Annotated in this window: 26 protein-coding genes and 2 pseudogenes; 17 read left to right on the plus strand and 11 right to left on the minus strand. The window is 64.1% G+C overall.

The window, feature by feature from the left end; genetic code table 11:
- The first annotated feature begins 8 nt into the window (after window positions 1–8).
- Window positions 9–131 (plus strand): hypothetical protein, encoded by a 123-nt coding sequence (locus BM449_RS15535; protein ID WP_255448140.1) that lies wholly within the window; start codon window positions 9–11, stop codon window positions 129–131.
- A gap of 2 nt (window positions 132–133) precedes the next feature.
- Here the strand turns inward: BM449_RS15535 and BM449_RS12160 are convergent, their stop codons facing one another.
- On the minus strand, window positions 134–1,075 hold the full coding sequence (locus tag BM449_RS12160; RefSeq protein ID WP_071801443.1) for a bifunctional riboflavin kinase/FAD synthetase: 942 nt from the start codon (window positions 1,073–1,075) through the stop codon (window positions 134–136).
- A gap of 82 nt (window positions 1,076–1,157) precedes the next feature.
- Here BM449_RS12160 and BM449_RS12165 point away from each other — a divergent pair, with 82 nt between their 5' ends.
- Window positions 1,158–1,739: a DUF3611 family protein gene (locus tag BM449_RS12165; protein WP_071801444.1), complete on the plus strand. Its 582-nt coding sequence runs from the start codon at window positions 1,158–1,160 to the stop codon at window positions 1,737–1,739.
- A 57-nt stretch (window positions 1,740–1,796) separates the two neighbouring features.
- Here BM449_RS12165 and surE read toward each other — a convergent pair whose 3' ends face one another.
- Window positions 1,797–2,627, minus strand: coding sequence for a 5'/3'-nucleotidase SurE (gene surE / locus BM449_RS12170; protein ID WP_071801445.1), 831 nt, complete (start codon window positions 2,625–2,627; stop codon window positions 1,797–1,799).
- 112 nt (window positions 2,628–2,739) lie between these two features.
- On the opposite strand from surE, the gene pheS reads away from it, so the two are divergent.
- The 4 genes from pheS to BM449_RS12190 are packed head-to-tail and all read left to right on the plus strand — an operon-like array spanning window position 2,740 to window position 5,975.
- A complete protein-coding gene (gene pheS / locus BM449_RS12175) occupies window positions 2,740–3,747 on the plus strand; it encodes a phenylalanine--tRNA ligase subunit alpha (RefSeq protein ID WP_071801446.1) in 1,008 nt (335 codons plus the stop codon).
- 52 nt (window positions 3,748–3,799) lie between these two features.
- Complete coding sequence (locus BM449_RS12180; protein ID WP_071801447.1) at window positions 3,800–4,753, plus strand: NAD(+) kinase; 954 nt, start codon at window positions 3,800–3,802, stop codon at window positions 4,751–4,753.
- A complete protein-coding gene (locus tag BM449_RS12185; protein ID WP_071801448.1) occupies window positions 4,750–5,415 on the plus strand; it encodes a winged helix-turn-helix domain-containing protein in 666 nt (221 codons plus the stop codon). Before BM449_RS12180 ends, BM449_RS12185 begins: the two co-directional genes overlap by 4 nt.
- Window positions 5,412–5,975, plus strand: a complete 564-nt coding sequence (locus BM449_RS12190) for a DUF192 domain-containing protein (protein ID WP_311134009.1) — start codon at window positions 5,412–5,414, stop codon at window positions 5,973–5,975. Before BM449_RS12185 ends, BM449_RS12190 begins: the two co-directional genes overlap by 4 nt.
- Here BM449_RS12190 and cbiE read toward each other — a convergent pair.
- Complete coding sequence (cbiE, locus tag BM449_RS12195; RefSeq protein ID WP_186437651.1) at window positions 5,911–7,209, minus strand: precorrin-6y C5,15-methyltransferase (decarboxylating) subunit CbiE; 1,299 nt, start codon at window positions 7,207–7,209, stop codon at window positions 5,911–5,913. The genes BM449_RS12190 and cbiE overlap by 65 nt on opposite strands.
- Window positions 7,210–7,260: 51 nt before the next feature.
- Between cbiE and BM449_RS12200 the strand changes: the two genes are divergently transcribed.
- The 7 genes from BM449_RS12200 to BM449_RS12230 all read left to right on the plus strand — a co-directional run bounded on the left by BM449_RS12200 (window position 7,261) and on the right by BM449_RS12230 (window position 15,776).
- Window positions 7,261–7,503, plus strand: a complete 243-nt coding sequence (locus BM449_RS12200) for a hypothetical protein (RefSeq protein ID WP_071802259.1) — start codon at window positions 7,261–7,263, stop codon at window positions 7,501–7,503.
- A 76-nt stretch (window positions 7,504–7,579) separates the two neighbouring features.
- A complete protein-coding gene (locus BM449_RS12205; protein WP_071801450.1) occupies window positions 7,580–10,102 on the plus strand; it encodes a GH116 family glycosyl hydrolase in 2,523 nt (840 codons plus the stop codon).
- 137 nt (window positions 10,103–10,239) lie between these two features.
- The gene (locus tag BM449_RS12210; RefSeq protein ID WP_233831346.1) at window positions 10,240–10,692 is read left to right on the plus strand and encodes a DUF3122 domain-containing protein; all 453 of its coding nucleotides are present in this window, start codon (window positions 10,240–10,242) and stop codon (window positions 10,690–10,692) included.
- A gap of 144 nt (window positions 10,693–10,836) precedes the next feature.
- Entirely contained in the window at window positions 10,837–11,913 is a 1,077-nt protein-coding gene (gene ribD, locus BM449_RS12215) for a bifunctional diaminohydroxyphosphoribosylaminopyrimidine deaminase/5-amino-6-(5-phosphoribosylamino)uracil reductase RibD (RefSeq protein WP_071801451.1), read from the plus strand.
- 48 nt (window positions 11,914–11,961) lie between these two features.
- Window positions 11,962–12,993, plus strand: coding sequence for a mechanosensitive ion channel domain-containing protein (locus tag BM449_RS12220; RefSeq protein ID WP_071801452.1), 1,032 nt, complete (start codon window positions 11,962–11,964; stop codon window positions 12,991–12,993).
- 137 nt (window positions 12,994–13,130) lie between these two features.
- Window positions 13,131–15,401, plus strand: coding sequence for a glycosyltransferase (locus BM449_RS12225; RefSeq protein WP_233830726.1), 2,271 nt, complete (start codon window positions 13,131–13,133; stop codon window positions 15,399–15,401).
- Window positions 15,402–15,497: 96 nt separating this feature from the next.
- Entirely contained in the window at window positions 15,498–15,776 is a 279-nt protein-coding gene (locus BM449_RS12230; RefSeq protein WP_071801453.1) for a DUF427 domain-containing protein, read from the plus strand.
- A 76-nt stretch (window positions 15,777–15,852) separates the two neighbouring features.
- On the opposite strand, the gene BM449_RS12235 is transcribed toward BM449_RS12230, so the two are convergent.
- A complete protein-coding gene (locus BM449_RS12235) occupies window positions 15,853–16,926 on the minus strand; it encodes an AI-2E family transporter (protein ID WP_071801454.1) in 1,074 nt (357 codons plus the stop codon).
- 184 nt (window positions 16,927–17,110) lie between these two features.
- A complete protein-coding gene (locus BM449_RS12240; protein WP_071799713.1) occupies window positions 17,111–18,064 on the minus strand; it encodes an IS1595 family transposase in 954 nt (317 codons plus the stop codon).
- Between the two features lie 277 nt (window positions 18,065–18,341).
- Between BM449_RS12240 and BM449_RS12245 the strand changes: the two genes are divergently transcribed.
- Window positions 18,342–19,598 (plus strand): fatty acid desaturase, encoded by a 1,257-nt coding sequence (locus BM449_RS12245; protein WP_233830729.1) that lies wholly within the window; start codon window positions 18,342–18,344, stop codon window positions 19,596–19,598.
- Here BM449_RS12245 and BM449_RS12250 read toward each other — a convergent pair.
- Together BM449_RS12250 and BM449_RS12255 are read right to left on the minus strand one after the other, a co-directional pair.
- Entirely contained in the window at window positions 19,595–19,813 is a 219-nt protein-coding gene (locus BM449_RS12250; RefSeq protein WP_162922882.1) for a hypothetical protein, read from the minus strand. The genes BM449_RS12245 and BM449_RS12250 overlap by 4 nt on opposite strands.
- Window positions 19,814–20,317: 504 nt before the next feature.
- Window positions 20,318–20,797, minus strand: a complete 480-nt coding sequence (locus BM449_RS12255) for a DUF427 domain-containing protein (protein WP_071801457.1) — start codon at window positions 20,795–20,797, stop codon at window positions 20,318–20,320.
- Between the two features lie 89 nt (window positions 20,798–20,886).
- Between BM449_RS12255 and BM449_RS12260 the strand changes: the two are divergent.
- Window positions 20,887–21,021 (plus strand): annotated as a pseudogene (locus BM449_RS12260) (rhomboid family intramembrane serine protease); the annotation flags it as partial.
- Window positions 21,022–21,403: 382 nt separating this feature from the next.
- Here BM449_RS12260 and BM449_RS12265 read toward each other — a convergent pair.
- Window positions 21,404–22,753, minus strand: coding sequence for an IS30 family transposase (locus BM449_RS12265; RefSeq protein ID WP_162922824.1), 1,350 nt, complete (start codon window positions 22,751–22,753; stop codon window positions 21,404–21,406).
- Between the two features lie 76 nt (window positions 22,754–22,829).
- Here BM449_RS12265 and BM449_RS12270 point away from each other — a divergent pair.
- Window positions 22,830–23,243, plus strand: a pseudogene (locus tag BM449_RS12270) (rhomboid family intramembrane serine protease); the annotation flags it as partial.
- 51 nt (window positions 23,244–23,294) lie between these two features.
- Window positions 23,295–23,576 carry a hypothetical protein gene (locus BM449_RS15090; RefSeq protein ID WP_145537250.1) on the plus strand — a complete coding sequence of 94 codons (282 nt, stop codon included), beginning with the start codon at window positions 23,295–23,297 and terminating at the stop codon, window positions 23,574–23,576.
- 13 nt (window positions 23,577–23,589) lie between these two features.
- On the opposite strand, the gene BM449_RS12275 is transcribed toward BM449_RS15090, so the two are convergent.
- The 3 genes from BM449_RS12275 to BM449_RS12285 form a co-directional block, all read right to left on the minus strand.
- Window positions 23,590–23,835: a Nif11-like leader peptide family RiPP precursor gene (locus tag BM449_RS12275; protein WP_071801458.1), complete on the minus strand. Its 246-nt coding sequence runs from the start codon at window positions 23,833–23,835 to the stop codon at window positions 23,590–23,592.
- On the minus strand, window positions 23,832–24,572 hold the full coding sequence (locus BM449_RS12280) for a potassium channel family protein (protein ID WP_071801459.1): 741 nt from the start codon (window positions 24,570–24,572) through the stop codon (window positions 23,832–23,834). The genes BM449_RS12275 and BM449_RS12280 overlap by 4 nt, the downstream gene beginning before the upstream one ends.
- 158 nt (window positions 24,573–24,730) lie before the next feature.
- Window positions 24,731–25,393, minus strand: coding sequence for an SOS response-associated peptidase (locus tag BM449_RS12285; protein WP_071801460.1), 663 nt, complete (start codon window positions 25,391–25,393; stop codon window positions 24,731–24,733).
- Window positions 25,394–25,422: the final 29 nt, after the last annotated feature.

The following is a 25,422-nucleotide window of genomic DNA, read 5'->3' on the forward strand; positions in this document are numbered from 1 at the left end:
GGTGGCCCTTGGCCAACGATGCCGGCAGCAGCGAAAATCCGATGCTGGTCCTGATTTCAGGAATTCTGCTGCTCGGAGGCATCGGCGCGTTCATCAGCTGGGGCCTCACCCACGCTTACCCAGCCGGCTGAAATTACCCGGCCGGCTCAAGCCTGAGCAGCTGGCGGGCTTGCTGGGCGTCGGCACTGATCTGGGCACTGAGCTCCTCGAGATTGTCGAAACGCTGTTGCTGGCGCAGCAGGGCCACTGGCTCCACCTCCAGCTCCCTGGCTTCGAGATCCAGCTCCCGATCCAGCAGGTGCACCTCCACGGCCGAAGAGGCCAGCGGGTCCACGGTGGGTTGGCGGCCGAGATTCATCACCGCTGCCATCACGTCCGACAAGCCGCTGCGGCCAACCAGGCGCGCCCAGGCGGCGTAGACCCCTTCAGCAGGCAGGAATTTGCGACCGTCCACCTGGAGGTTGGCGGTGGGCCAGCCCAGGCCCCGCCCCAGCCCCCGGCCGCGCACCACCGGGCCGCTGAAGCGGTAGGGGCGCTCCAGCAAGCGGGTGGCTTCGCTGATTTGTCCTGCCGCCAGGGCGCGCCGGATGCGGCTGCTGCTGACCCGCTCCTCGCCATCCCAGAGCATGGGCAACACGTGCACCCGCAGCCCATGGCGGTGGCCGATGGCCTGCAGATCGGCGCAGCCGCCGCTGCGCCCCACCCCGAAGCGGAAGTTCTCACCGACGGCCACATCGCGGGCCTCCAACTGCCCCACCAGCACCTGCTCAACGAACGCCTCTGGCGTCAGTGCAGCCAGCTCGTGGGTGAAGGGAACCAGCACCAGTTGCTGGATGCCACAGGGCCCCAGCAGCGCCAGCTTCTCGGTTGGCAAATCAAGCCTTAGCCGGGGCTCGCCGTGGAGCAGCTCGCGGGGGTGGGGCCAGAAACTGACCACCGTGGGCACCAGGCCAGGCGCAGGGTCGGCGGCGATCGCGGCAATCACGCGGCGGTGCCCCTGGTGCAGACCATCAAAACTGCCGAGCGCCAGGGCCGTGGGGCGTAGCGCGTCCCGGGGGGATCGCAGGGGAATCAACGGTGCGTCAGGGCCCTGGTGGAATCCATCTTTCCATGGGGCCGTGGCAAGTTTGGGGTCCGCCCCAGCACGTTTTGCCCCGATGGCTGACCAGCTCGATCTTCAGAGGGTCTCGGCGGCCCTGCGCCGCATCGGCTGGGGGCGGTTCTGGACCCAGCTGGCGCTGGGGGTGGTGGTGGTCGGGGTGTTGCTGTTCAACAACATCAGCGGACGGCTGGCGGCCAACTCCAATCGGGCCCTGGGGCTCGGGCCGGGGCTGTCTCTCACCACCCTGTCGTTTTTGCTGCTGCTCTGGTCGTTGTGGCAGGCCTGGCAGGTGATCCGCTGCGGCCGCGCCCTGGCCAGTCCGGTTCGGCCCAGCCGCGGCGAAACCAGCCGCCTGATCAAACGCAGCCTGCTGATCGACCTGGTCGGGCTCAGCCTGGCGGCTGTCGGCTACCAGGCCCTGGCTGGCAGCCTGTTTGTGCAGGCCTCGATGCAGGTGCCGGGGTTCTTCGGGGCCCAGCTGGCTGTGCCCCCTGGCACCCGCGGCAGCTTGATGGGCTTGCCGATCACCTCGATCGAAATGCTCTCGGTGCTGAGCAACACCCAGGTGCTCTTTGCTCACCTGATCGGTCTCTGCGTCAGCCTCTGGCTGCTGCAGCGGGTGTACCGGCCCTCCTGAGCTGTTGCGCAGACTGTTGAGCAGCCAGTTATTCAGATGCTGGCGCTTTTCGGCTCCCTAATCCCCCGCGCTGGGTGACAGGGACGGCCGAGAGGGCATGGAAGGAAGCGAGGGCAGCTCAGCCACGCTTCCCCGCCAGAACAGTTCGGGCTGCAGGGGGGTGAGGGCGGCACCACCGGCATGGATCTGGGCCACATCGGTGGGCCAGTCAGCCGGGCCAGCTGTGCCCGACTCCAGATCGAACACCACCTCTCCGGCCAGCCAGTAGTAGGTGCGGCCGCGAGGGTCGAGGCGTTTGTCGAATTGGTCGATGTAGCGACGCACCGCCGGCCGGCACCAGCGCAACGGGCCGATCTCGCCGGCCGGGAGGGCCGGCACGTTGAGGTTCAGCAGCAGCCCGGCGGGCCAGCCGGCAGCCACCATGCGCTCGGCCACATCCAGGGTCAGGGTGGCGGCCGGCGCGAAATGGCGCCACTGGAAGCAGGCGCTGCTCACCGCCAGGGCCCGCAACCCCTCAAGGGTGCCTTCCATCGCCGCCGAAACGGTGCCTGAATAGAACACATCGGTGCCCAGGTTGGGGCCATGGTTGATTCCGGACAGCACCAGCTCCGGGGGTCTCTCCAGCAGCCGGCCAAGCGCCAACTTGACGCAATCGGAAGGGGTGCCGCTGCAGGCCCAGGCCGTCACCCCAGGCGCAAACAGGGCATCGGCCCGCTCCGCCCGCAGTGGCGCCTGCATGGTCAGGCCGTGGCCAGTGGCGGAACGTTCCTGGTCAGGGCAGACCACCGTGACCTGGTGGCCCCTCGAAACGGCCTCGGCGGCCAGGGCCTGAATCCCTTCAGCGAAGATCCCATCGTCATTGCTGATCAGGATCCGCAGGAAGGGCATCGTCAGAGCGCACGCAGCAGTAGCCAAGCGAAACTTAGACGGCTTCGATTCATGGCCGCCTCGATCTGTAGCCGCCTCAATCCGTACAGTCAGCCCATCCTGCCCCCGATCCGTGAGCGCCACGATCAGCCTCCAGCAGCTCAGCGAGCAACTCGACAGCCTGGAAGCAGAAGCGGCGGCCGCGATCCAGGCCGCCGGCAGCGCTGCCGATCTCGAGACCCTGCGGGTAGGGCTGCTCGGAAAAAAAGGCCGGCTTTCGGCGGTGCTTGGCGCCATGGGGCGGCTTTCAGCCGAGGAACGTCCCCTGGTGGGTCAACGCGCCAACCGGCTGAAGGAACAACTCCAGGAGCTGCTCGCAGAGCGGTTGGGTGGGCTGAAACGGGCTGTGCTGGAGCAGAAGCTGGAGGGTGAACGCCTTGATGTCACGGCACCGAGCCGGTATGTGCCGGCTGGTCACCGCCATCCACTGATCGCCACGGTCGAGGAAATCGTCGACATCTTTTCCGGCCTTGGCTATCGGGTCGCCGAGGGACCGGAGGTGGAGAGCGACCACTACAACTTCACCGCCCTCAACATCCCGCCCGATCACCCGGCCCGGGACATGCAGGACACGTTTTATCTGTCTGAGTCGACCCTGCTGCGCACGCACACCTCACCGGTTCAGATCCGCCACCTTGAGAGCACGCCCCCGCCGGTGCGGATCGTGGCTCCCGGCAGGGTCTTCCGGCGCGATGCGGTGGATGCCACCCACTCGCCGGTGTTCCACCAGGTGGAGGTGTTGGCGATTGATGAAGGTCTGGATTTCAGCCATCTGCGCGGCACCGTCACCACTTTTTTGCAGCAGTTCTTCGGGGATCTGCCGGTGCGCTTCAGGGCCAGCTACTTCCCCTTCACTGAACCGTCGGCTGAGGTGGATGTGCAGTGGCGCGGCCGTTGGCTCGAAGTGATGGGTTGCGGCATGGTCGATCCAGCCGTGCTCGAAGGGATGGGCTTGGATCCGGAACGCTGGAGCGGTTTCGCCGCCGGCCTTGGTGTCGAGCGCTTCTGCATGGTCCGCCACGGCATCGATGACATCCGGCGTCTGTACAGCAGCGATCTCCGCTTCCTCGAGCAGTTCTGAAGCCGTTGCATCGGGGCGCCCCATAAACTCGACACTTCCTCGCCTGCGATCGGTGCCCTGCGTCGGACTGATCGTCAACGATGGCAAGGACCTGGCCGTGCAGACGGCCAACGCCATCGAAGCCCATTTCAGTGCGGCCGGCACCAGCGTGCTGCGGGTGAGCAGTTCAGGCGGCGTGGTTGGTTTCGCCAATCCCGACCAACATCTCCGGACCCTTGGCTACAGAGCCTGCGTGCCGCCGGAGTTCCACAGCGAGATGGATCTGGCGCTGGTGCTCGGTGGAGACGGCACCGTCCTCTCCGCGGCGCGGCAGACCGCACCGATCGGTGTGCCGATCCTGGCGATCAACACCGGCCACATGGGCTTTCTGGCCGAAACCTACCTGCATGAGCTCGAAGAGGCCCTGACCCAGTTGCAGGCGGGCCGCTGGAGTGTCGAGGAGCGCACCATGCTGGTGGTGAGCGTGATGCGCGGTGAGCAGCGCCGTTGGCAGGTGCTCTGCCTCAACGAGATGGCCCTGCACCGGGAGCCGCTCACCAGCATGTGTCACTTCGAAATTGCCATCGGTGGCCATGTGCCGGTGGACATCTCCGCCGATGGGGTGATCCTCTCGACGCCGACAGGCTCGACCGCCTACGCGCTCAGTGCCGGTGGGCCGGTGATCACTCCCGACTGCCCGGTCCTGCAGCTCACCCCGATAGCCCCCCACTCCCTGGCCTCGCGTGCCCTGGTGTTCAGTGATCGCGAGCCCGTCACGGTGTTCCCGGCCACACCCGAGCGGCTGATGATGGTGGTGGATGGCAGCGCGGGCTGCTACGTCTGGCCGGAGGATCGGGTGCTGATCCGGCGCAGCGAACACCCGGCCCGCTTCGTGCGCCTTCAAGACCATGAGTTCTTCCAGGTGCTGCGCAACAAGCTGGGCTGGGGTCTGCCCCATGTGGCCAAACCGGGCAGCTCCGATCCCGGTCTCAGCCAGCGGGGAGAGCCACGCCGTGGCCGACGATGAACGGCCCCCTGATCCTTCTGGTGGGGCCTGCCGCGGAAGCCCGGGCGGCGAGGCTGGAAGCCTCCGGTTACCGCATCGCCCAACTGGGTGCCCTGCCTGAACCGCCTGCCCTGGTGTTGCTCTGTGGCAGCGAAGGGCTTGCGATGCTCCCCACCCTGCGCCTGACGCTGCCGGGAGTGCCCCTCTTGCTTGATATTGAAACCGACAGCATCGAGGGCCGCTCCAGCTGCCTCAGCGCCGGCGCCGACGACTTCTGGCTCTCCTCGGCTGGATCCAGCGACCTGCTGCTGCGGCTGAGCTCGCACCTGCGCCTGCGCAGTCATCGCCCCCTGCCGGCCAGCAGCCAACTCCAGGTGGCCGATCTCCGGGTTGATACCGGTCGGCGCGAGGTGAGCCGTGCTGGCCGGCTGATCGCGCTCACTGCCAGGGAGTACCAATTGCTGATGGTGCTGATGCGCCATGAGGGCGAAGTGCTCGGCCGGGACCTGCTGCTGCGCGAAGCCTGGGGGGACCCCCAGCAGACCGCCGGCAGCAACGTGGTCGAGGTCTATGTGCGCTACCTGCGCCAAAAGCTCGAGGAGGGCGGCGAACGGCGGCTGATCCACACCTTGCGCGGGCGGGGCTATTGCCTCTGTGAGCGCCAGCCTCCAGCGGCGCCATGACCATGACCTTGGCGGCCCGTCTCGCCCTGGCAGTCACGGGATTGGCGGCGTCTGGACTGGGCTTGTCGGTTCTGGGGATGTCAGCGCTGTCAGTGTCGAGGTTGGCTCCGATCCCGCAGCAAGCGACGACCCCGGCGCAACCCCCCCAGTTCCTGCCGATCGAAGCCCAGTGGTGCTTGGAAGCGGAGCCAGGCCCCTGTATCCAGCTGGAGGTGCCGCGAACCCCCCGCCAGTTCGCCTGGGGACTGATGCAACGCCCGGCCCTTGGCGCGCTGCGGGGCATGTGGTTTCGCTTCGAGCCCGAGGCGCCGCTGAGCTTCTGGATGCACCGCACCCTGGTTCCGCTCGACCTGATCTTCCTGCGGGCCGGCCGGGTCATCGCCATCGAGGCGGCGGCACCTCCCTGCCCGCGCTTGCCCTGCCCCAGCTATCGCTCTCCGGGGCCCGCCGACGGCGTTGTCGAACTTGATGGGGGTGAGGCGGCCCGGCTGGGACTCAGGCCGGGAAGCCCGGTGCTGATCCGCTGGAACGGCGCCCCTTCAGCACCAGCACCGGATTGAGCGGCGACAGGCGGGTGCCATCGGCCAGGGATGCCCCGCGCCAGGCCTGGTGCTGGCTCACCTGCACCTGCAGACCGGCCCGCTCCAGCAGGGGGCGCAGTTCGGCCAGGGCCTCCACCGTCGCCAGTGGCACCACCACCACCCCAGCGGGCCGGAGGCGCTCCAACACGGCCTGCAGCAACGGGGCCCGCTGCCGACCGCCTCCACCGATCAACACCCGGTCGGGGTCGGGCAGGGGAGGGGGGGTGTCATCAGCCCCGGCTCCCACCAGCTCCAGGGCCTCGCCCTCGAGCACCCCTGCCGGATGCACGCCCAGTCGCTGGGCATTGGCGGTGATCAGGGCGGCGGACCCGCCGCGCCGCTCCACCGCCCAGAGCCCCAGGTTCGGGCGCAGCCGCAGGGCCTCCAGACCGATCGAGCCCACCCCGGCGCCCAGGTCCCAGAGCACGCCGTCAGGGGGCAACTCCAGATCGGCCAACAGCTGAACTCGCACCTCCCGTTTGGTCATCAGGCCAGGGCGATCGGGGTGCTGCAGCCAGAGGCCGTCGTCGAGGCCGAACAGCGGCAGCTCGCCCGGATCGGGCGGGGCGGGGGTCTCGGCGATCAAGACCACCAGATGCAGCGGGTCGAGATCGGCGGGAAGGGCCGCCTCCGCCCCCAGGCGCCAGACCCTCTCGTCGGGATGGCCGAGCCGTTCGCAAAGCCAGACGGCATAGGCCGCTTCCAAGCCGGAAGCCCGCAGAATTCGGCGCACCTCCTCGGCACCGCCCCGGCCCGGATCGGTGAGCACCGCCAGGGCGGCTGGCCGCTGCTGCAGCCTGCGGGCCAGGGGTTCGGGCTCGCGGCCGTGCAGGCTGATCCAGCTCGCGTCCTGCCAGGGCCTGCCGATTCGCGCGAACGCCAGCTGCAGGCTGGAAGGTGCAGGATGAAAACGAAGCTGCTCTGATGGGATCTGCTGCAACAGCAGCCGACCGATGCCGAACCAGAGCGGATCGCCGCTGGCCAGCAGCACAGTGGCCCGACCAGCAGCCAGGGAGGCTCGCAGCACCGGGATCAGCTGATCGGGCCTGTCGCTGCTGTGCAGCTCCGCCTGGCAACTCCCCAGACCGCTCAGTAGGCGGGAGGGTGCCGCCAACAGCTGGGCCCTGTGCACCAGCCCCAGGGCCTGGGCAGAGAGGGACTCAAGGCCGCCGGCATCGGTGCCGATCACATCAAGCCTGGCGTCGTTGTTCATGGATTCCAGGTCCCCTCGCCATGATGCCCGGCAGATTGCTGCCGCCTGCCGATGTCCTCCCTGGCCGATCCCGACCGCCGCCAGCGCATCCATGAACTGGTGCTGGCCCTGGTGGGCCGTCAGGGGGAGCTGGAGCTCCTGGCCGGCGACGGGGTGGGTGGCGGTGGCGTCGAGGGTGACCCGGGCCTCTGGCTGGAGCGCAACCGCCGCGTGGTGCTGCGCTATCAGGCCCTGGTGCGTTCGGCCATCACCCTTGATGCCCTGATCGATCAGGACGTGAGCCGCAACCAGTAAGACGCAACCAATGAGCCGCTTGGGGCCAACCTGTTCTGATCAGTTCTGACAAGCTGACTCCACTTTCCCTGGCTCGATGGCGCCTTTCGGTCTTACCGCCTTCTCGAAACTGTTGCGCGGCCGCGGCTCCAGCCAGCCCTATCAGGCACCGGCGGCCAGTTGGCAGCGGCCGTTCGGCCTGGGCTGGGAGGCGCCTTACACCGTCCGTTACGCCAGCAACCTGGATGACGGCCCCAACCACGGCATGCCCCTGGGTGGTTTCGGCGCCGGTTGCTTCGGCCGTGCCCCCGATGGCCAGGTCAACCTCTGGCATCTCGATGGCGGTGAACACTGGTTCGGAGTTCTGCCGGATTGCCAGTTCGCCCTGTTCGAAAACGACGGCACCACCAGCCGCGCCCACGCCCTGGCCACCGCCCCGCAGCGTGACGATTCCCGTCCGCTTGATTCCAGCCAGGAGCCAGGCGAGCCACCCCTGGGCGCCTGGCAGTGGTACCCGGCCAGCACCCCTGAGCAGAGCACCGGCACCTATGCCGCCCGCTACCCCCTGAGCTGGGTCGAGCACAGCGGTGTGTTCAAAGCGTCGGTGGGCTGTGAGGCGTTCAGTCCGATCCTGCCGGGTGATTACCAGCGCAGCAGCTACCCGGTGGCGGTGTTCCGTTGGCGGTTGGCCAATCCCACCGACGCGCCCCTGGACCTGTCGCTGCTGCTGAGCTGGCGCAACACGCTGGGCTGGTTCACCAACACCGATCCCTCCGCCTCCGTCCACTTCCGCGATGACGGCAGCCCGGAGCACACCTACCTGCCGGCGATCGGCCGCGGCGAGGGCCAGCGCAACCGTTGCGTTGATACAGGCGCCCTCCAGGGTGTGCTGCTGGAGGGGCGGCGCAGCCAGCCGTTGGCGGAGGGCGAAGGCCAGTGGTGTCTGGCGGTGCCCGCCGACCTGCCGGGGGTGGAGGTGCTGCGCTGCAGCCGCTGGGATCCCCGTGGCGATGGCGCCGAAATCTGGGAGCCCTTCGCCCGCGATGGCTCGATTCCAGCCAGCGACAACGACCGGCGCAGCACCGCAGGCGAGCAGGCCAGCGCGGCGCTGGCCCTGCGCTTCCGGCTGGAGCCGGGCGCTGAGATCGAATTGCCGCTGGTGATCAGCTGGGACCTGCCGCTCACGGCCTTCGCCACCGGCCAGGGGGCCCTGCGCCGCTACACCGACCACTTCGGCGCCGGTGGCGACAACGCCGTGGCGATCGCCACCGAGGCCTTAGCCGACTGGCCCAGCTGGCGCCAGCAGATCGACGCCTGGCAGCAACCGGTGCTGGAGCGCAGCGACCTGCCCGAGGCCCTGCGCATGGCCCTCTTCAACGAGCTCTACGACCTCGCCAGCGGCGGCAGCCTCTGGACCGCCGCTGGTCCGGAGGATCCGGTGGGTCGCTTCGGGGTGCTCGAGTGCCTCGATTACGCCTGGTACGAAAGCCTCGACGTGCGCCTCTATGGCTCCTTTGCCCTGCTGCAGCTCTGGCCTGAACTCGACAAGGCGGTGCTGCGCAGCTTTGCGCGCGCCATCCCGGCCGGCGATGCCACCCCCCGACCGATCGGCTGGTATTTCACCCAGGGCAAGGGGCGGGTGGAGGCGCCCCGCAAGCTGGCTGGTGCCACCCCCCACGACCTCGGCGCCCCGAATGAGCGTCCCTTCGATGCCACCAACTACACCGCCTACCAGGACTGCAACCTCTGGAAAGACCTGGCCTCCGATTTCGTGCTGCAGGTGTGGCGCAGCTTCAAGCTGGCGCCTGGCGGCGAAGACCTGCGTTTCCTTGCCGATTGCTGGCCCGCTGCCGTCGAAGCCCTGCGCTACCTCAAGCATTTTGATGCCAACAACGACGGCCTTCCCGACAACGGCGGCGCCCCGGACCAGACCTTCGACGACTGGCCACTGCAGGGGGTGAGTGCCTACTGCGGCGCCCTCTGGATCGCGGCGCTGGAGGCGGCCCTGGCGATGGCCCAACGGCTGCAGCTGGAGCTGGGCCTCGACACCGGAGACGTGCAACGGGAGTTCGGCGGTTGGCTGGAGCAATCGCGCGCCAACTTCGATGCCCTGCTCTGGAACGGGGAGTACTACCGGATCGATGCCGAGAGCGGCACGCCGGTGGTGATGGCCGACCAGCTCTGTGGTGATTTTTACGCCCGTCTGTTGGGCCTGCCGCCGGTGGTGGCCGAGGAGCGCTCCCGTTCCTCGCTCGTCGCCATTCGCGAGGCCTGCTTTGAGCGCTTCGAGGGCGGCCGGTTGGGGATGGCCAACGGCCTGCGCCGCGACGGCACGCCGCTGGATCCGGGCGGCACCCATCCACTTGAGGTGTGGACCGGCATCAACTTCGGCATTGCCGCCTATTACCGCCTGATGGGCGAAACGGACACCGCCCTGGCGGTCAGCAGCGCGGTGGTGAACCAGGTGTATGGCGGCGGCCTGCAGTTCCGTACTCCCGAGGCGATCACGGCGACGGGCACCTTCCGCGCCTGCCACTACCTGCGGGCGATGGCGATCTGGGCCCTCTGGGCCACGCACACGGACTGGCAGCCGATCCCGGGCGCCGCGCGGGAACCATGAGCAGAGAAAGCCTGACCATGCCAATCCAGAACACTGGAATCCAGGGTCGATTGGTGCCCGTGGCTTGCCGTCCCCTGATCCTGATGCTCGCCCTGTTGCTGTCGTTTGCTGGCCTGGTGTCCTTCCCCAACGCGGTGATGGCGGCCTCTGGCCCCCTGGCCCAGCTGCACGCCCACCCCGATGCCAACGGCTCGCCGGTGCTGCGCAGCCTTGAAAGCCTGCGTGACCTCGACGACCAGAGCTGGCAGCTGGTGGCTTACCGCGAGGGCCCAGCTGGGGGGGCGTTGCGTCTGCGCCTGGTGGGCTTCCCAGGCAAATTGCGGCTTGAGCACCCCACCCAGCTGCAGGTGCGCTCCGGCCCCTTCAGCTGGAGCTTGGACGACCTCACCCTGGAGAATTCCCAGCTGGCGGTTGATGGCCGCTCGGCCGCGGCGGAATTCGATCTTGAGCCATTGCTGGCCGATCTTTCCCAAGACCGGCCGCTGCGCTTGAAGCTCCCCGGTGCCATTAACGAGCTGGCGGTGCCCCCCTATGTGGTCAAGGAATGGCGGCAATTGATGGGCGTTCAAGCTGTAGTTCCCGCTGCTTGAAACGTCTGAGCGGCGTCATGGGCGGCCTGGTGAAGACCACGTAGCCGTGGCTTTCTGCCACGGGTTTTTCATGGGCTGAGGCTGGTGTTGCCACTACGGTGATATCGAGCGCGAGAGCAACGGGTGAGCGTCTGGCAGCGCTGGATGGACCGCGCCCTGCAGCTGGCGGCGCTCGGCGAAGGCCGCACCAGCCCCAATCCGCTGGTGGGTGCGGTGGTGCTGGCCGCCGATGGCACGCTGGTGGGGGAAGGCTTCCACGCCAGAGCCGGGGCGCCCCACGCCGAGGTGGGTGCCCTGGTCCAGGCGGGTGAACGCGCCTGCGGGGGCACCTTGGTGGTGAGCCTGGAGCCCTGCTGCCACCACGGCCGCACCCCCCCCTGCAGTGAGGCGGTGATCGCCGCCGGCATCTGCCGGGTGGTGGTGGCAATGGCCGATCCTGATCCCCGGATGGCCGGCGCAGGCCTCGCCCAATTGCGGGCCGCTGGAATTGAGGTGATTGAGGCGGTCCGGCAGAGCGAAGCGCTGCGGCTGAACGCGGCCTTCTGCCACCGGGTGCGCAGCGGCCGCCCCCTGGGCCTGCTCAAGTGGGCGATGAGTGTGGATGGACGCACCGCCCTCCCCAACGGCCACAGCCAATGGATCAGTGGCCCCGAGGCGCGCCAGTGGGTTCACCGGCTGCGCGCCGGCTGTGATGCGGTGATCGTCGGCGGCGGCACGGTGCGCGCCGATGACCCCCTGCTCACCAGCCGTGGCCGGCGTTCGCCCGAGCCGCTGCGGGTGGTGCTCAGCCGCCAGCTGGATCTTCCCCCCGGCGCCCAGCTCTTTGACCAGACCGTGGCCCCCACCCTGGTGGCCCACGGGCCTGCTGCCGAACCCAGCCAGCGCCGCCGGCTTCTTCAGGCCGGGGTGGAGTGCCTGGAGCTCGAAGCCTGTGAACCGGCTTCGCTGATGGGGGCCCTGGCCCTGCGCGGTTGCAACCGGGTGCTCTGGGAATGCGGGCCGAGCCTGGCGGCCGCCGCCGTGGCCCAGGGATGCGTGCAGCGCCTGGTCGTTGTCGTGGCCCCGCGGCTGCTGGGCGGCGAGTCGGCGCGAACCCCCCTGGGAGACCTGGGCCTGACGGACGTCAACGCCGCCGCCCGCTGGAGCGAATGCGGCCTCGGGCGGCTCGGTCACGACCGGCTCTGGGAGCTGGTGGCGCCATCAGGCGAACGGCAGTCATGACAACCTGGCCCCATCGCTCTGGGCCCCACCCACTTCACCGACATCTGAATGACGCTTCTGCCTTTCGATCTACAGATTCCGATCCTCGGCCTGCTGCTCGCCGGCGGGCTCTGGTTACTGCTGGAGCTGCTGGCCCGCCGTTTCTCGCCGGGTTCACTGGCGCGGGCCCTGCTGTTGCGCAGCCAGCTCAGTCTTTGTCTCACCGTTGTCGCTGCCAGCTTCAGTTATTGGCTGGCAGGCCTGCTGCCCGCCAGCAAGCTGCCGACACCGCTCAATGAGGCGCAGCTGCGCGACACGCTGGTCAGCATCGGCCTGATCTGGACGGTGCTGCGCTGCAAATCGGAGCTGCTGCGCAAGGCTGATCGCTTTTCCGCCCAGCTCCTGCCCACCCTGCCCAGCAGGGATCGCCTGTTTCTCTTCGACGTTGCCGACAAGTTGATCGGAACGGTGGTGTTCGTGCTGATCACCCTGGCGATCCTCCGGTTGCTGGGGGCGTCCTTAACGGTGTTGGCCACCGCCGGTGGCTTCGGAGCGGCCGCCATCGGTTTCGGCGCCAGAACGATCGTGGAGAACCTGCTCAGCGGCGTCAGCCTCTACATCAATCGACCGTTCGTGGTGGGTGACATGATCCAGATCCCCGCCGACTCACTGATCGGTGAAGTCGAGCAGATCGGCTGGTTCTATACACGCCTGCGCGACCTTGAACGCCAGCCCCTGTTCATTCCCAACGGTGTGTTCACGACCCAGCCCGTGATCAACACCGGCCGCATTGACAGCCGCCGTATCTGGATCGAATTCGGTCTGCGCTTTGAGGATCACCAGGCGATCCAACCGGTGATCGCCGATCTTGAAGCCGCCTTACCGAAGGAGTCAGGGATTGATCTTGCGATGCCGCATGTGGTCCATTTCGTGAGCTACGGCCCCGCGAGCCTGGATCTGCGCCTGCTCTGCTTCTCATCAGGCGGCGACATCATGAATGCCTGGGACCTGCAACAGCGGCTGTTGCTGCAGATCGGTCATGTGGTCAAGGCCCACAATGCCGCCATCCCTTACCCCACCCGCCAACTGTTGAAGGCCTGAGCGCTGCGGCGCCTGAGCCAACACATCCGATCCTCTGTCTGGCCTGTATTCCATAGGTCCAGCCTCGGTGCAGTCGGCAGGGCATTGTCCGTAGCCTTTTGCAACGAGACGTTAAGAGCGTTGGCCAGGCCCCTTCCATGCTTTGTGGACCAGACGTGCTCCCAAGCGATTCCCCCGATCGTTTCAAGGAACATCAGGGTCTGGTCGACGGGCCTGATGCCCTTCTGAGGCGGCAGGCGATCCTGGTTTACGGGGTCTGGGCGGCATTGACGCTGGCTCTGGTTCTGTCGGTCGGCGCAGGCTCCGGCCCGATGTCGTGGCGCAGCCTTGTGCCGGCGCTCGCCGTCAGTATTTGGGCTCTGCTGCTCGGCTCACGCCAGGAGCAGCATCTGCCGCTGGCGGCCCGCCGCTCGGCGGTGGTGTTGCTCAGCCTTCTGGCGGCCCGCTATCTCCACTGGCGCCTGGTCAGCACCCTCAACCTGGCTACCCCTGGAAGCACAAGCCTGAGCCTGGTGATGCTGGCCGCCGAGCTGGCGCTGCTCGCCAACGGCTTCCTGCAGCTCTGGCTCACCTGGGTCAGGCAGCCGCCGATTGAGGCCGAAGCCAGGCTGGCTGCCGCCGACCTCGGCCGGCAGATCAGCGCGACCCCAGCCAGGGTGCCTGCCGTTGATGTGCTGGTGCCCAGCTACGGCGAACCGCTGGAGTTGATCGAGCGCTGCTTGCGCGGCTGCCTGGCCCTCGACTATCCGCTCTTTCGCGTCTGGTTGCTGGATGACAGTGGGCGGCCTGCTCTACAGGAGCTGTGCAAGCAGCTGGGCAGCCGCTATCTCACCCGTGGCTTCACCCAGCACGCCAAGGCCGGCAACCTCAACCATGCGCTGCCGCAGCTGCAGGGCGATCTGATCGCGGTGTTCGATGCCGACGTGGTGCCTCAGCAGGAATTTCTGCGGCGCAGCGTAGGCCTGTTCAGCGACCCGAGGGTGGGCTTCGTCCAGACCCCCCAGACCTACATGAATGCCGATCCGGTGGCTCGAAACCTGCGCCTCGAGCGCTGGCTGATGCCGGATGAGGAGAACTTCTACCGCTGGGTCGAGCCCACCCGCCAAGCGGTGGGCGCCGTGGTCTGCGCGGGCACCTCCTTTCTGATGCGTCGCTCGGCGTTGCTGCAGGTGGGGGGATTCGAAACCGGCACCTCGTCGGAGGATCTGGCCACCGGCATCCGTTTGGCCGCCGCCGGCTACCGCAATCTCTATCTCAATGAAAAGCTGAGCGCTGGCCTCTCCCCACTTTCGATCGGGGCCATGGCCCGGCAGCGCGGTCGCTGGGCCAGCGGCACTCTGCAGATCCTGCGCACCGGTGCCAACCCCCTCCGGATCCAGGGGCTGAGCCTGTGGCAGCGGATCGCCTATCTCGAGGGAATCCTGCACTGGTTCAACGTGATTCCCCAACTGCTGCTGTTGCTGATGCCGCTCAGCCTCGGCCTGCTGGGGGTGGCACCGATTCTGGTGCGTGGACCGGGCTTGCTCGAGGTGGCCCTGCCCTTTTTTCTCAGCCAACTGCTGCTGGTGGGTTGGTTCAGCCGCGGTGCTCGCTCGGCCCTGCTGCCCGAGCTCTACCGCTGGATTTTCCTGTTCCCGATCCTCACGGCGGTGCTCTCCACCCTGGTGGGCTGTCCCCGAAAGTTCAGGGTGACTCCCAAGGCGATCACCGCCCAACGCACCTGGCTGCCGGCCGGCGGTTTGTTTCTCCCCCTGCTGGTTCTGCTTGCCCTGCAGCTGCTCAACCTGCTCCATCTGATCCTCGGGCCAGGCGGCGCTGCCCCGATCGGCCCTGACCAGGCGGCCAGCAGCCGGGCAGCCACCCAGGCCCTCGGTCTCGTCTGGGCTTCGATCAGCGTCGCCACCCTGAGCGTCGCCCTTCGCACCTGCTGGGATCGCCCCCGCAGCGAGGCCACCCCCTGGTTCGCGGTCGGTTCGCCTCAGGTGCTGTTGCGCTCGGCCACTGGGCCTGCTCAGGCCCGCCTGATGGCGATCAGCGAAACCGGACTTGAGTTGCTGCTGGGGCCAGGCGGCACTGATGCCTGGGCTGCGGGGATGCTCGAAGGCGCCCGGCTGCAGTTGGAATGGCCAGGCCCCCTGCCGTTTCCTCTGCCGGTGCGCATCGCACGCACGCAGCGGGCAACAGCCGGCCTGCGCGTCGGTGCCGACTGGAATGACCTTGACGCCGCGCAAAGCGAAGCGATCCAGTCTCTGCTCTACCGACGCCTTAGCCAGTGGCCAACGCGTCAGGCGCCCTTCGAGCCCCTGGCCTTGCTTGCCGTTCTGTACCGCCTGCTGCAGCCGATGGCGGCGCAGGGTTGGTTTCAGCGCAGCCTGATGCCCTTGACGATCCAGGTCGATAACCCCTGAAACAAGGGACCCGCTGACCAAAGCCGCTCGATCAGGCTCAAGCAAACGCGTTTAGGCACCGGCAAGCGCGAGAATGAAAACTTTGCTGCCAAGTCCATGCAAGCCAGTTGGAACGACTGCCTGATCGCCACCAGTGACGACATCGTCAAGGTGGATGGCAATGCCTACTTCCCCGCCGAGTCCCTCAACTCCAGCCATGTTCGCCCCTCCAGTCACCGCACGGTTTGCGGCTGGAAAGGTGAAGCCCACTATTACGACGTGGTGGTCGGCGATCAGGTCAACGCCAACGCCGCCTGGTTCTATCCCGAACCCAAAGCGGCGGCCGCCGAGATCAAGGGTCGTGTGGCTTTCTGGAAGGGCGTTCAGGTTCGTTGAAGCGGGTCTCGGTTGCTGCTTCCCCAGAGTTTGGCTGATTGATGGGATGCGATTCAGCGCATTGGTTTCGGCAGAATCAGTTCGTCTCTGGGGTTGCTGCTGCCGGTGGTGAGTCAGTGTCTTGAATGTTTTGAGTGTGGTCGGTTGGGTCCGTAGGTGAAGGTCGCTGTTCGCTTGACCAACTGACGATCATTCCAGCGATTGGGATGGCTAGAAAGACGCCAAGCAGACCGGCAACCCGTTCGCCGATGAACAGCGCGAAGAAAATCACCACAGGGTTGATGTTCAAGGCTTTCCCCATCACTTTCGGGTGAATCAGATTGTCCTGGATCTGTTGCAGAACAATCGAAACCACCACCACCGAAAGTGCCGTCCACGGCCCTTGGGTGACGAAGACAAGACTACTGATTATGATCACTCCAAAGGTGGCCCCGATGCCCGGAATCGCATCGAGCACTCCAATGATGATCGCCAGAACCAAAGAGAATTTCACGCCTAAAACTGTGAAGGCGACGAAGCTTGAAATTGAGAGAAACAGCACCAGAATCATCTGGCCCCGCAGAAATCCAAGCACGTTCTTCTGCACACTGTGATCAAAGTGTTGGCGTGATCTGGCGGGCACCAGCCTGAGCAGCGAAATCCAGAGACGGCCATCATCAACCAGCATGTAAAGGCTGATCACCGGCAGAAAAATGAGTGTCAATACATTGCTGAAAGCACCGCCGATGAAACCGAAGCCCGTCTCCAAGCTGCTGCGCAACACCGACAGGATTGAGTCCAGATTGATCTGATTCAGCGTTTCAGTAAAAGGCAGATCGGAATCTCGTAATTTGCTTAGAACGTCCGTAGCAAGTGCACTGCCCTGGTTGACGACCTGAAACCCAAGGATCGCAATAAAGCCCAGAATCAACGCAGCAACAGCCAGGCTGGACGCCACGATGGCCAGCCATCTGGGCATTGTCTTGCTTAAATAGCGAACCGGAAAATCCATCAATATAGCGAGAATCGCCGCGACGATAAACATCGCCAGAACGTTGTAGAAGTAGGAAATTGCTAAGATTCCGGCCCAACCGCTGGCAAACAACAGCAAGAACCTCAATAAATCTGAATTCTGGATGGATTCCAGTCGGCTAGTAGCCTTGCTGTTCATTGGCTGATGTAGGGGAATGGTCACTGACAGCATTGGCTGTCGCTAGAGCTCTACCGAAAATCCAGCTGAGCAATGCTTTGTCAGCAAATCTAAGCTCTCCGTTGCTGATTCCTGGAGCTCGGCCTGTTCTTACACCAACACTGCTGGGCACTCGTAAGAGCCAAGCCCTCAAAAAGCCTCTCGATTAGGTAGCAAACTCCGCACACCTCAGGAGTCGTTCCGGCCGTGCTTGACAGCTGCAGATGGCATGAACCACACGCTCGGTCATTGCCGCCAGATTGAACCGCCGATTGAAGCGGTAGCTGAAGGCGCCCAAGTAGCGATCAGCGTACTTTTCGAAGCGAAGGGCATGGAAGCTGCCGCTGAAGCTGGTTTTCAAGTTGCTGAGCACCGTGTTAATCCAACGGAATTCTGGTAATTCATTGGGATGACGACCCTTTACGACCACAGGATGATGGAAGCAACCGACTTCTGCAACGGCGCGAAAGCAAGCCAGCCCATCGGAGATCACTTCACAGCCTATCGCCAGTGAATCTTGGGCCCAATCAGCAATAGCGGCAAAAGAGAACGTGGGCACGGTGGCAAGTTTTATATACCGGGGGTGGCCCGCCTCATCGACAGAGACGGCTGCCACGACCGGCACCTTGTTCTCCGATCCACGACCAGGCTTGCCACCACAGCGTTCTCCGCCAAGGTAGGCATCATCCACCTGCACCCTTCCTCTGAGGACATAGGCGCCATCACGTTCTTTCATTGCCTGCATGATCTTGTTCTGAAGCAACCATGCCGTTCGGTAGTTCACACCGAGATGACGCCTCAGAGCTAGTGAGGAGATTCCTGTCTTGGCTTGGCCGACGAGGTAGAAGGCAAGGAACCAGGTGGTCAGAGGTAACTTTGTTGCCTCCAAGATGGTACCGGCCGTGAGGGTGGCTTGATGACGACAGCTCCGGCACTGATAGCGCTTGTGGCGCCTGCCAATGATGAGCCCGTACTCCTTGCCCTCACAACGTGGGCAACGGAAACCATCAGGCCAGCGCGCCTGTTCCAGGGCAACTTCACATTTTTGCTCGGTTCCGTAGAGCTCAATAAACTGGGGCAGCGACAGGCTGGCCTGGAACTGGATCCGATTCATAGCCATGGCAGTGACGACTGGTATATGCGTACCAGCCTAGGTCCCAAAAGGGCTGCCTGCGGAGCTTGCTGCCTAATCAAGAAAAGCCTTGATGACCCCAATGACCACCTGGGTTCTTGGCGGTCCTGGAGCGGTTCTTGGGCGCCGCCAATTTGATGTCGTCGATTTCATCTCTCGATCGAAGCCGATCAACTCCGATCGACATCCATCGTCTTGTTGCTATGATCACAATATAGTTTCGCTACTGATTGACCGACCGTTCGTTGGCCCCCTGGCTGGATTCTTGACTGGCCTGCCTGCCGATCAACTTGGTTGCCATTTGCTGGCCTGTTTCGCGGCCCAGTTCAGCCCTGAACCGGCACAAAGCCTGCCTTTCGATGTCCTTATTGGATCACTCCCGTTGATGACAAACCAAATCGCGCCATCGCTGGTGACATCGGCTCAAGTTGAGCCAGCGGCTGTGAAGCGTTCGGATTTTGTATTGGCTCCCTATGTGAGGAGCAATGATCTTTGGGCCACTTGGCAAATCGTCAATACCCTTGTTCCCTATGGGCTGCTGTGGGTCGCGGTGATCTATGTGGCGAGGGTGTCGATCTGGCTGACGCCACCGTTGCTCGTGCTGATGGTTCTGTTTTCGGGTCGCTGCTTTTCGTTGATGCACGATTGCGGTCATCAATCGCTATTCCGCTCCAAGCGTATGAATCGCTTGGTTGGTTTTCTTTTGGGTGTGATCAACGCGATACCTCAGTACCCCTGGTCAAGGGGACATGCTTTTCACCACAAACACAATGGAAACTGGGACCTCTACCGAGGACCTTCGGCGCTGGTGAGCAGTGAAACTTTCCTGAAGATGACCCCTTTCCAGCAAGGATTTTATCAATTCCTTCGCCATCCCTTGATGCTCTTCCCGGGTGGATTCTTCTATTTGGTGATCAAGCCGAGAGTGGCCCTTCTGCTGGGCTTGTTTCACTTCGCTGGCCATGCCATGGCTTGCTTGAAAGCCGATATCCGCAGCAGCCTTAACTCGATCTGGACTAGCTACAAGCCTAAGTATTGGTATACCACTCTTGAGTTTCAGGATCTCGTCCTCAACAATATCTGCGTCGTTGCCAGCTGGATCATCCTCTCACGCTTGGTTGGTGCAGGTCTGTTCTGGAGCTTGTATTCGGTCGTGATGGCCTGCTCAGCAGCCCTGTTCATCTGTATCTTTTTTGTTCAGCACAATTTCGAGGGCTCCTACGCCCATCGAACAGAAGGCTGGAATTCGCTGACTGGAGCCATTGATGGCACCAGTCTGCTGCGCCTGCCAGCCATCCTCAATTGGTTCACAGCAGATATTGGCTATCACAACATCCACCATCTCTGTTCGCGGATCCCGAATTACCACCTCCGCGCTTGCCATCAACGCAATGCGTCCTTGTTAACCGGAGCCACCACCCTGACGGTGCGTCAGATTCCGGATTGCTTTGCCTTCATCCTCTGGGATCGGAGCACTGACAGCCTGCAATCCGTTGAGCAGGTTCAAGCGGCCCAGGCTTAGCGCTCGCCCAGCAACTCGGCCCAGCTGGGGGCCGAGCCAGATCCCGCCTTCACAGCTGACTTGATGTGGGGGAAGCTAACGAGCCAGGGGCTGATCGGGGCGATTGGCTCGAGCCGCTTCTGGCCGCTTGAAACCAGGCGTGGATTGGCAGATTTTGATTTGGTCTTGGTTTTCATGGTCTTGAGGGATAAAAGAAAAGGAACAGCAACATCCATCCGCTGACGCTCATTGAGAGTGACCAAAGAAAGCGTGAGCTTGCTTGAGAGGTCTTGAGAACGCTTGCCGCCTGGAGGGCAAGCTTCTCTACAAAACAAACTTCTTTGGCTTGACCTGGTGCTGAAGCGGAGCACTCAGGCGATCAACAAAAAACCAACGCTGCGGATCGATTCACTCAAAGTTTGCTTTCAATCTTCAATCTTCAGCTGTTAGTTGGCCTCTGGAAGATGATTCTAACTCAAAGTTTAGGTTTGTTTGAAAGCTAAGTTTCTACTCAAAGAGTATCACTCAAGAGTGCTACTTCAAAGTTGGATCGTCTCACAGAGTCTGCGATCAAGGCCAAAACCTGGGCGAGAACCCATAAAGGGTGCTCTTTGAAGACTTGTCAATCTGTAAGCCAACAGGCCGAAAGCCAGAGGTTTGAACAGTTGACGTGGTTTGGATGGAATAATCGGCCCCCCTAAGGAGCTACGGCCGACAAGTCCATACTAACCCCTTGACGCTCAGATCAGTTCCGGGTGGAGCGGATCTCCCTTGAACGGGCCGCTGACGGTGCTGGTGATCCAGCCGCCATAGAAGCCCCCTTGCTGGGGTCGTACCCGCTCTCCATCCACCCAGCAGCCGTCCATCTGGGCTGGATAGAGGGCATACCAGCCGGCCAGGGCCGCGAAGGCCGCTGTTGGCTCGGGGTAGTGCCAGAGAGCTCGCTTGATCCGCTGCGTTCCCACCACCAGATCGAAGTAATGGGCCACACCTTTCCATTCGCAGAAGCTGCGGCCGGGCACGGGCTCAAGCCAATCCAGTGCTACGGCGTCGGGCGGCAGGTAGTAGGTGGGTGGATGGAAGGTTTCGAGCACCTGCAAGGACAGCTGGGTCTCGCAGAGCAGCTCACCGAGGGCCCGCACCAGCACATGGGAGTGGCTGACGCGCAGCGCCGGAGGCCGGGGGTAGTCGGCGGCCTTCTCGGCCTGGGTTGCCTCCATTTGGCCTCTCCATTGACGACAATGGCTCCACCATGGCTCCATCACCCTCCGATCGGATATCGCTGCGTCTCGATCGGGCCCTGGCCCGGCTGGGCATGACGGCCCTGATCCCCGTGCTGCTGCTGCTGTTGGCCTGGGGCCAGGAGTTGGTGGACCAGCTGTTCTTCGCTGGCCAGTGGAATCTGCCGATGCTGCCGGGCGGGCCGTTCCTCGGCGTGCTGACTGGGTGGATTCCACCGGTCGTCGCAACACCGGGTTGGAAAAGGAGCATAAGGGCTTGTAGATACGGGTTTTCTCAGCTGCATCATTTTTAAATTTCTTTTCGATCAGTTAGTAACGAGCAGCAGCGGCTGGGCCCCGCCCGCTTGCGGGCGGTTCCACCTCGTCGGCAATCGGTGGCTGACGCCCCCGCTTGCCGCCAAGGCGGTTTGTTCAGAGGGAAAAATGGATCACCGGCTCACTTGATGATCGTTTCAACAGACGGTGCCTATGGATCCAAAAGCCAGTATGCACAGTGGTTTTCAGGGAGAACAGAATGCCAGATCTGTCGCTTAGGTCCGATGGCAGCGATGCGCGAGAACACCGTCGCGAATTAGAAAGGGGATTTCACAAAGCCCTCAGATGATTGTCAAGGGCCTCAGCAGGGGTCCTCCATCCGAGGGTTTTGCGTGGGCGTGTATTGAGTGCCAGGGCGACGGCATCAAGCTCGTTACGGGAGTGTCGGGACAAATCAGTACCTTTTGGGAAGTACTGCCGCAGCAGCCCGTTGGTGTTTTCATTCGACCCGCGTTGCCAGGGGCTATGCGGGTCGCAGAAGAAGATCCTCAGGCCTGTGTCGATGCGGAGTTGAGCGTGTTGTGCCATCTCAGCTCCCTGGTCCCAGGTCAGGGATCTGCGCAGCTGAGCAGGAAGCGTGTCGATCGTTGCAGCGATCGCATCGCGAACCGCCTCTGCACCATGTCCGGTCAGTGGGGGGCCGTTCTTGATCCGTGGCTGTTCTCCATGGCCCTGCATGCGGGGCAGGTGCAGCAGCAGGGTGAATCGGGTGGTGCGCTCCACGAGCGTTCCAATCGCTGAACTCTTGAGCCCCACGATGAGGTCGCCTTCCCAATGCCCCGGAATGGCGCGATCGTCAACCTCGGCCGGCCGCTGGGAAATCATGACCTCCGGGGTGAGGAAGTTCTTGCCGCTTGCCTGGCGCCTTGCGCGAGGAACACGTAGGGCACGCCCAGTGCGCAGGCACGCGACAAGTTCCCGTTTCAACGCTCCACGGCCCTGAACATAGAGAGCCTGATAGATCGCCTCATGAGAGATCCGCATCGACGCATCATCAGGAAAATCGATACGGAGCCGGTTCGAGATCTGCTCCGGGCTCCAGGAGGTCGCCCAAAGCCGGTCCTGACGACGACCATGCCTGCGGCCGATCCAGCTTGTAACAGGACCCGGCACGACATCACCGTTCGGGCGGGTGATCTGGCCAGAAAGCCGTTCCTGGACATACTTACGCAGGTGGCCGTTCCCGGCGAGCCTGGCAACTTTGGGACGTCTGGCGCGACGTTCAGCATGCCACTGTGCCGTTGTGGCCCGATAGGCCAACGCATTGCTGCGTGTTGAGGAATTACGGCGCAACTCTCGGCAGATGGTCGAGGCGGAGCGACCCAGCTCACGGGCAATGGCGCGGACTCCCAGATTCCTCGCCCAGAGGATGGCTATCTCCTCCCGCTCAGAAAAGGACAGGAAACGGCCCGAAGGCGGGTTCAGATCGATCGGAGGCATCCCGCCAGCATTGCGGAACCAACGCGTTCCAATCGCTTGAGGGATGCCCGCCTCGGATGCGGCATTCTCGCTCGATAACCCCTGAGCGATCGCCATCCAGAAAAGAACTCGATGCTTGTGCTGAGCTGTCGAGGGACGGCCAGGAGAGGGGATTTTCCCCCTCATCGAGCGAACGGCCATCTGCCGCTGATGCTTGCTCGTCATCCCAAAATCCCTCAGTGAATGAGGTGTTGCGACGACCACTTGAAACCGAGCTGCGCCCTTCAGTCACAGTGATTTCGGCCACCTGTTCGGGAACAGCCTCTGGTTTCTGCCCCTCTCCTGGCTGGTGCTGGCCAAAAGCCGTTCCGACTACATGGCCGTCTGGCTCGGGACCTACCTGATGGCGATTCCGGTCTGGCTGTTCTGGCCCAGCGGCAGCCATGGACTTTCCGGCGTGGTGTTTGCCCTGGTGGGATACCTGACCGTGATCGGTTTTCTGGAGCGGCGACCCCTGGTGCTGGCCCTTTCCGTGTTCAGCTTGATAAGCTATGGCGGCTTTCTGCCGGGTCTGCTTCCCTTCTTCTCACCGCCGGGTGTGAGCTGGATCGGCCATGCCTCCGGGTTTGCTGGTGGAGTTTTCGCCGCCTTTGCTGTGTTCAGGGAACCGGCGAAGGTTGACCGGCCCTGAACCTAAACCTTCAACCTGCGTTCCCCTGACCCTTCGCCCCCGATTTCGACGATGTCCTGTCCCCGCTGCGGAAGTTGGAATGTGCGCCGTGACAGGAGTCTGGCTGGTCGCATGGTCTGCGGCCAATGCAGCATGCCCCTGGGCCCCGGCCAGGCCTCGTCAGGGCGCGGGCCGGCGCGGCGGTTCCCCCGTCCCAGCTGGCCGTCCCGTCCAGGTGCTGTCTGGCGTTTGGCGCTGCCACTTGGCTTGTTGCTGCTGGTCAGCGCCCATCTGGCCCAGCGCAGCCTGCAGCAGGAACGCAGCATCCGGCCGCCGGCCGGGCTGATCCGCTGAACCCAACGGCCGCTCAGCCGGGAATGAAATTGCGCAGCCGACGCGCATCGTCACCAGCCCGTTGCTGCAATTCGCTGGCGCTCCGCTGGGATTCTTCGCGTTCGCGGGCTTCGAGCAGGTCTGTTTCTTCCACGGCGTAGCCTTCGCCTCGGGCCAGCATGAGGAAATCAGCCAGCTCGAGTGGCTCGTTCAACCTGGCCTGCAGCTGTGGTTGAAGGCTGGCCTGGAGCAGAAAGGCATCGAGTTGCTGGAGGCTCAAGGTGGCGGCGGCGCAGATTCGCCTGTCTTAGCGGATTGGGCTTCGATCGCAGCCGCTGCCGGCGGGTTGGAATAATCAGGTCTGTCCTGCATGGTGAAGCGGCTGATCAGCAGCCCCATCACCAACGCCAGGTAGAAAGGTCCAATCACCCCGAAGCCGATGCTGGTGATCTGGGCGATCGGCGTGGTGGGCAACACATCGCCGTAGCCGACTGTTGTGATTGTGGCGAAGGCGAAGTAGTTGAGACGCACAAAATCCAGCTCCCAGATCCTCTGCAAAGGGTTCTCGGCTGCCAGCTGATTGGGCAGCTCCAGACCAAGGGCCTGTTGGGAACTGCTGAAGCTGCCGGGTTGCACCGTTTCGAGCACGGTCAACAGCATGCCGGCGGTGAGCCCCAGCAGCAGATAGCCGGCCACCGCCCCCATCAGCACCTGGCCGTTGATCCGCCGCTCTTCGGCCAGATATCCCACCAGCCGCAGCAGGCTCCAGGCCACGAACATGGACATCAGAGCCATCACCGGCAGACCGCTTCGTTGTTCAACCACCGGTGTGAAATACCAGAACCACTGGGAGACGAGCGTCGCCAGTCCCAACAGGCGGTAGGAGCGTCCCAGCCGATGGCCCCGGCCACCGTGGCGGGTGTGCCCTTCCAGGGAGAGCAACAGGAGCAACGTGGTCAGGCTGTAGGCCAGGGCCCCCAGCCAGCGCAGGGTCTGGGGTAGGGCTAGACAGACCATCACCAGCAGCAGCAGTAGCAGCAGGTTCCGGTAAAAGCGATGCCGGCGACGCAGTCGCGCGAGCGGGCTGAGCGCGTTGGATCGGGCCTGAAGCCAGGTGTTCAGCAGGACGGGACACCGTTCGAAAGTGGAGCCATTCTGGGCCTGTCTCGAAACGGTCAGCCGAGCAGATCAAGCTGATGGAAACTGGCGCCCAACGGCAGCGCTTCCCAGCCCTGGGGATCCCAGCAGCCCAGCAACGGCTCCAGGGCCCGCAGTCCGGGGCCATCGGCAGGCGCCAGCCAGGCCTCTTCCAAGCCGGCGGGCAGGATCACCGGCATGCGGCCATGGATCGGGGCAACCAACCGGTTCGGCGCGGTGGTGAGCAGGCAACAGCTTTCCACCTCACTGCCATCGGCTCCGATCCAACGGTCCCAGAGGCCGGCCAGCCAGAACGGCCGCCGGTCGCGGCGGCGGATTAGCCAGGGCTGCTTGCGCCCGGCCACGGGCGGGCCTTTCCATTCATAAAAGCCATCAGCCGCCAGCAGGCAGCGGCGATGGCGCCAGGGGCCCCGGAAGGAGGCTCTGGTTGCCACGGTTTCGCTGCGGGCATTGATCGGCCGGGTGGCGCCCAGTGGATCCTTGGACCATTCCGGCAGCAACCCCCAGAGCAGCAGGGCTGCGCCGATCTGGCCATGTTCCTGGCGCAGGCCCAGCACCGGCTGACCCGGCCGCACCTCGGTCATCGGGGCGTAATGGGCGGCCAGGGCAGCCGGCAGGCTGTCGCGCAGCAGCGGCGGCAGTTTGTCGAACTCGGTGCTCAGCGCATAGCGACCACACATGGGAGAAGCAGATCACGTTCGGTTCTCAC

The organism is Synechococcus sp. SynAce01 (genome assembly GCF_001885215.1).
Lineage (GTDB): Bacteria > Cyanobacteriota > Cyanobacteriia > PCC-6307 > Cyanobiaceae > Regnicoccus > Regnicoccus frigidus.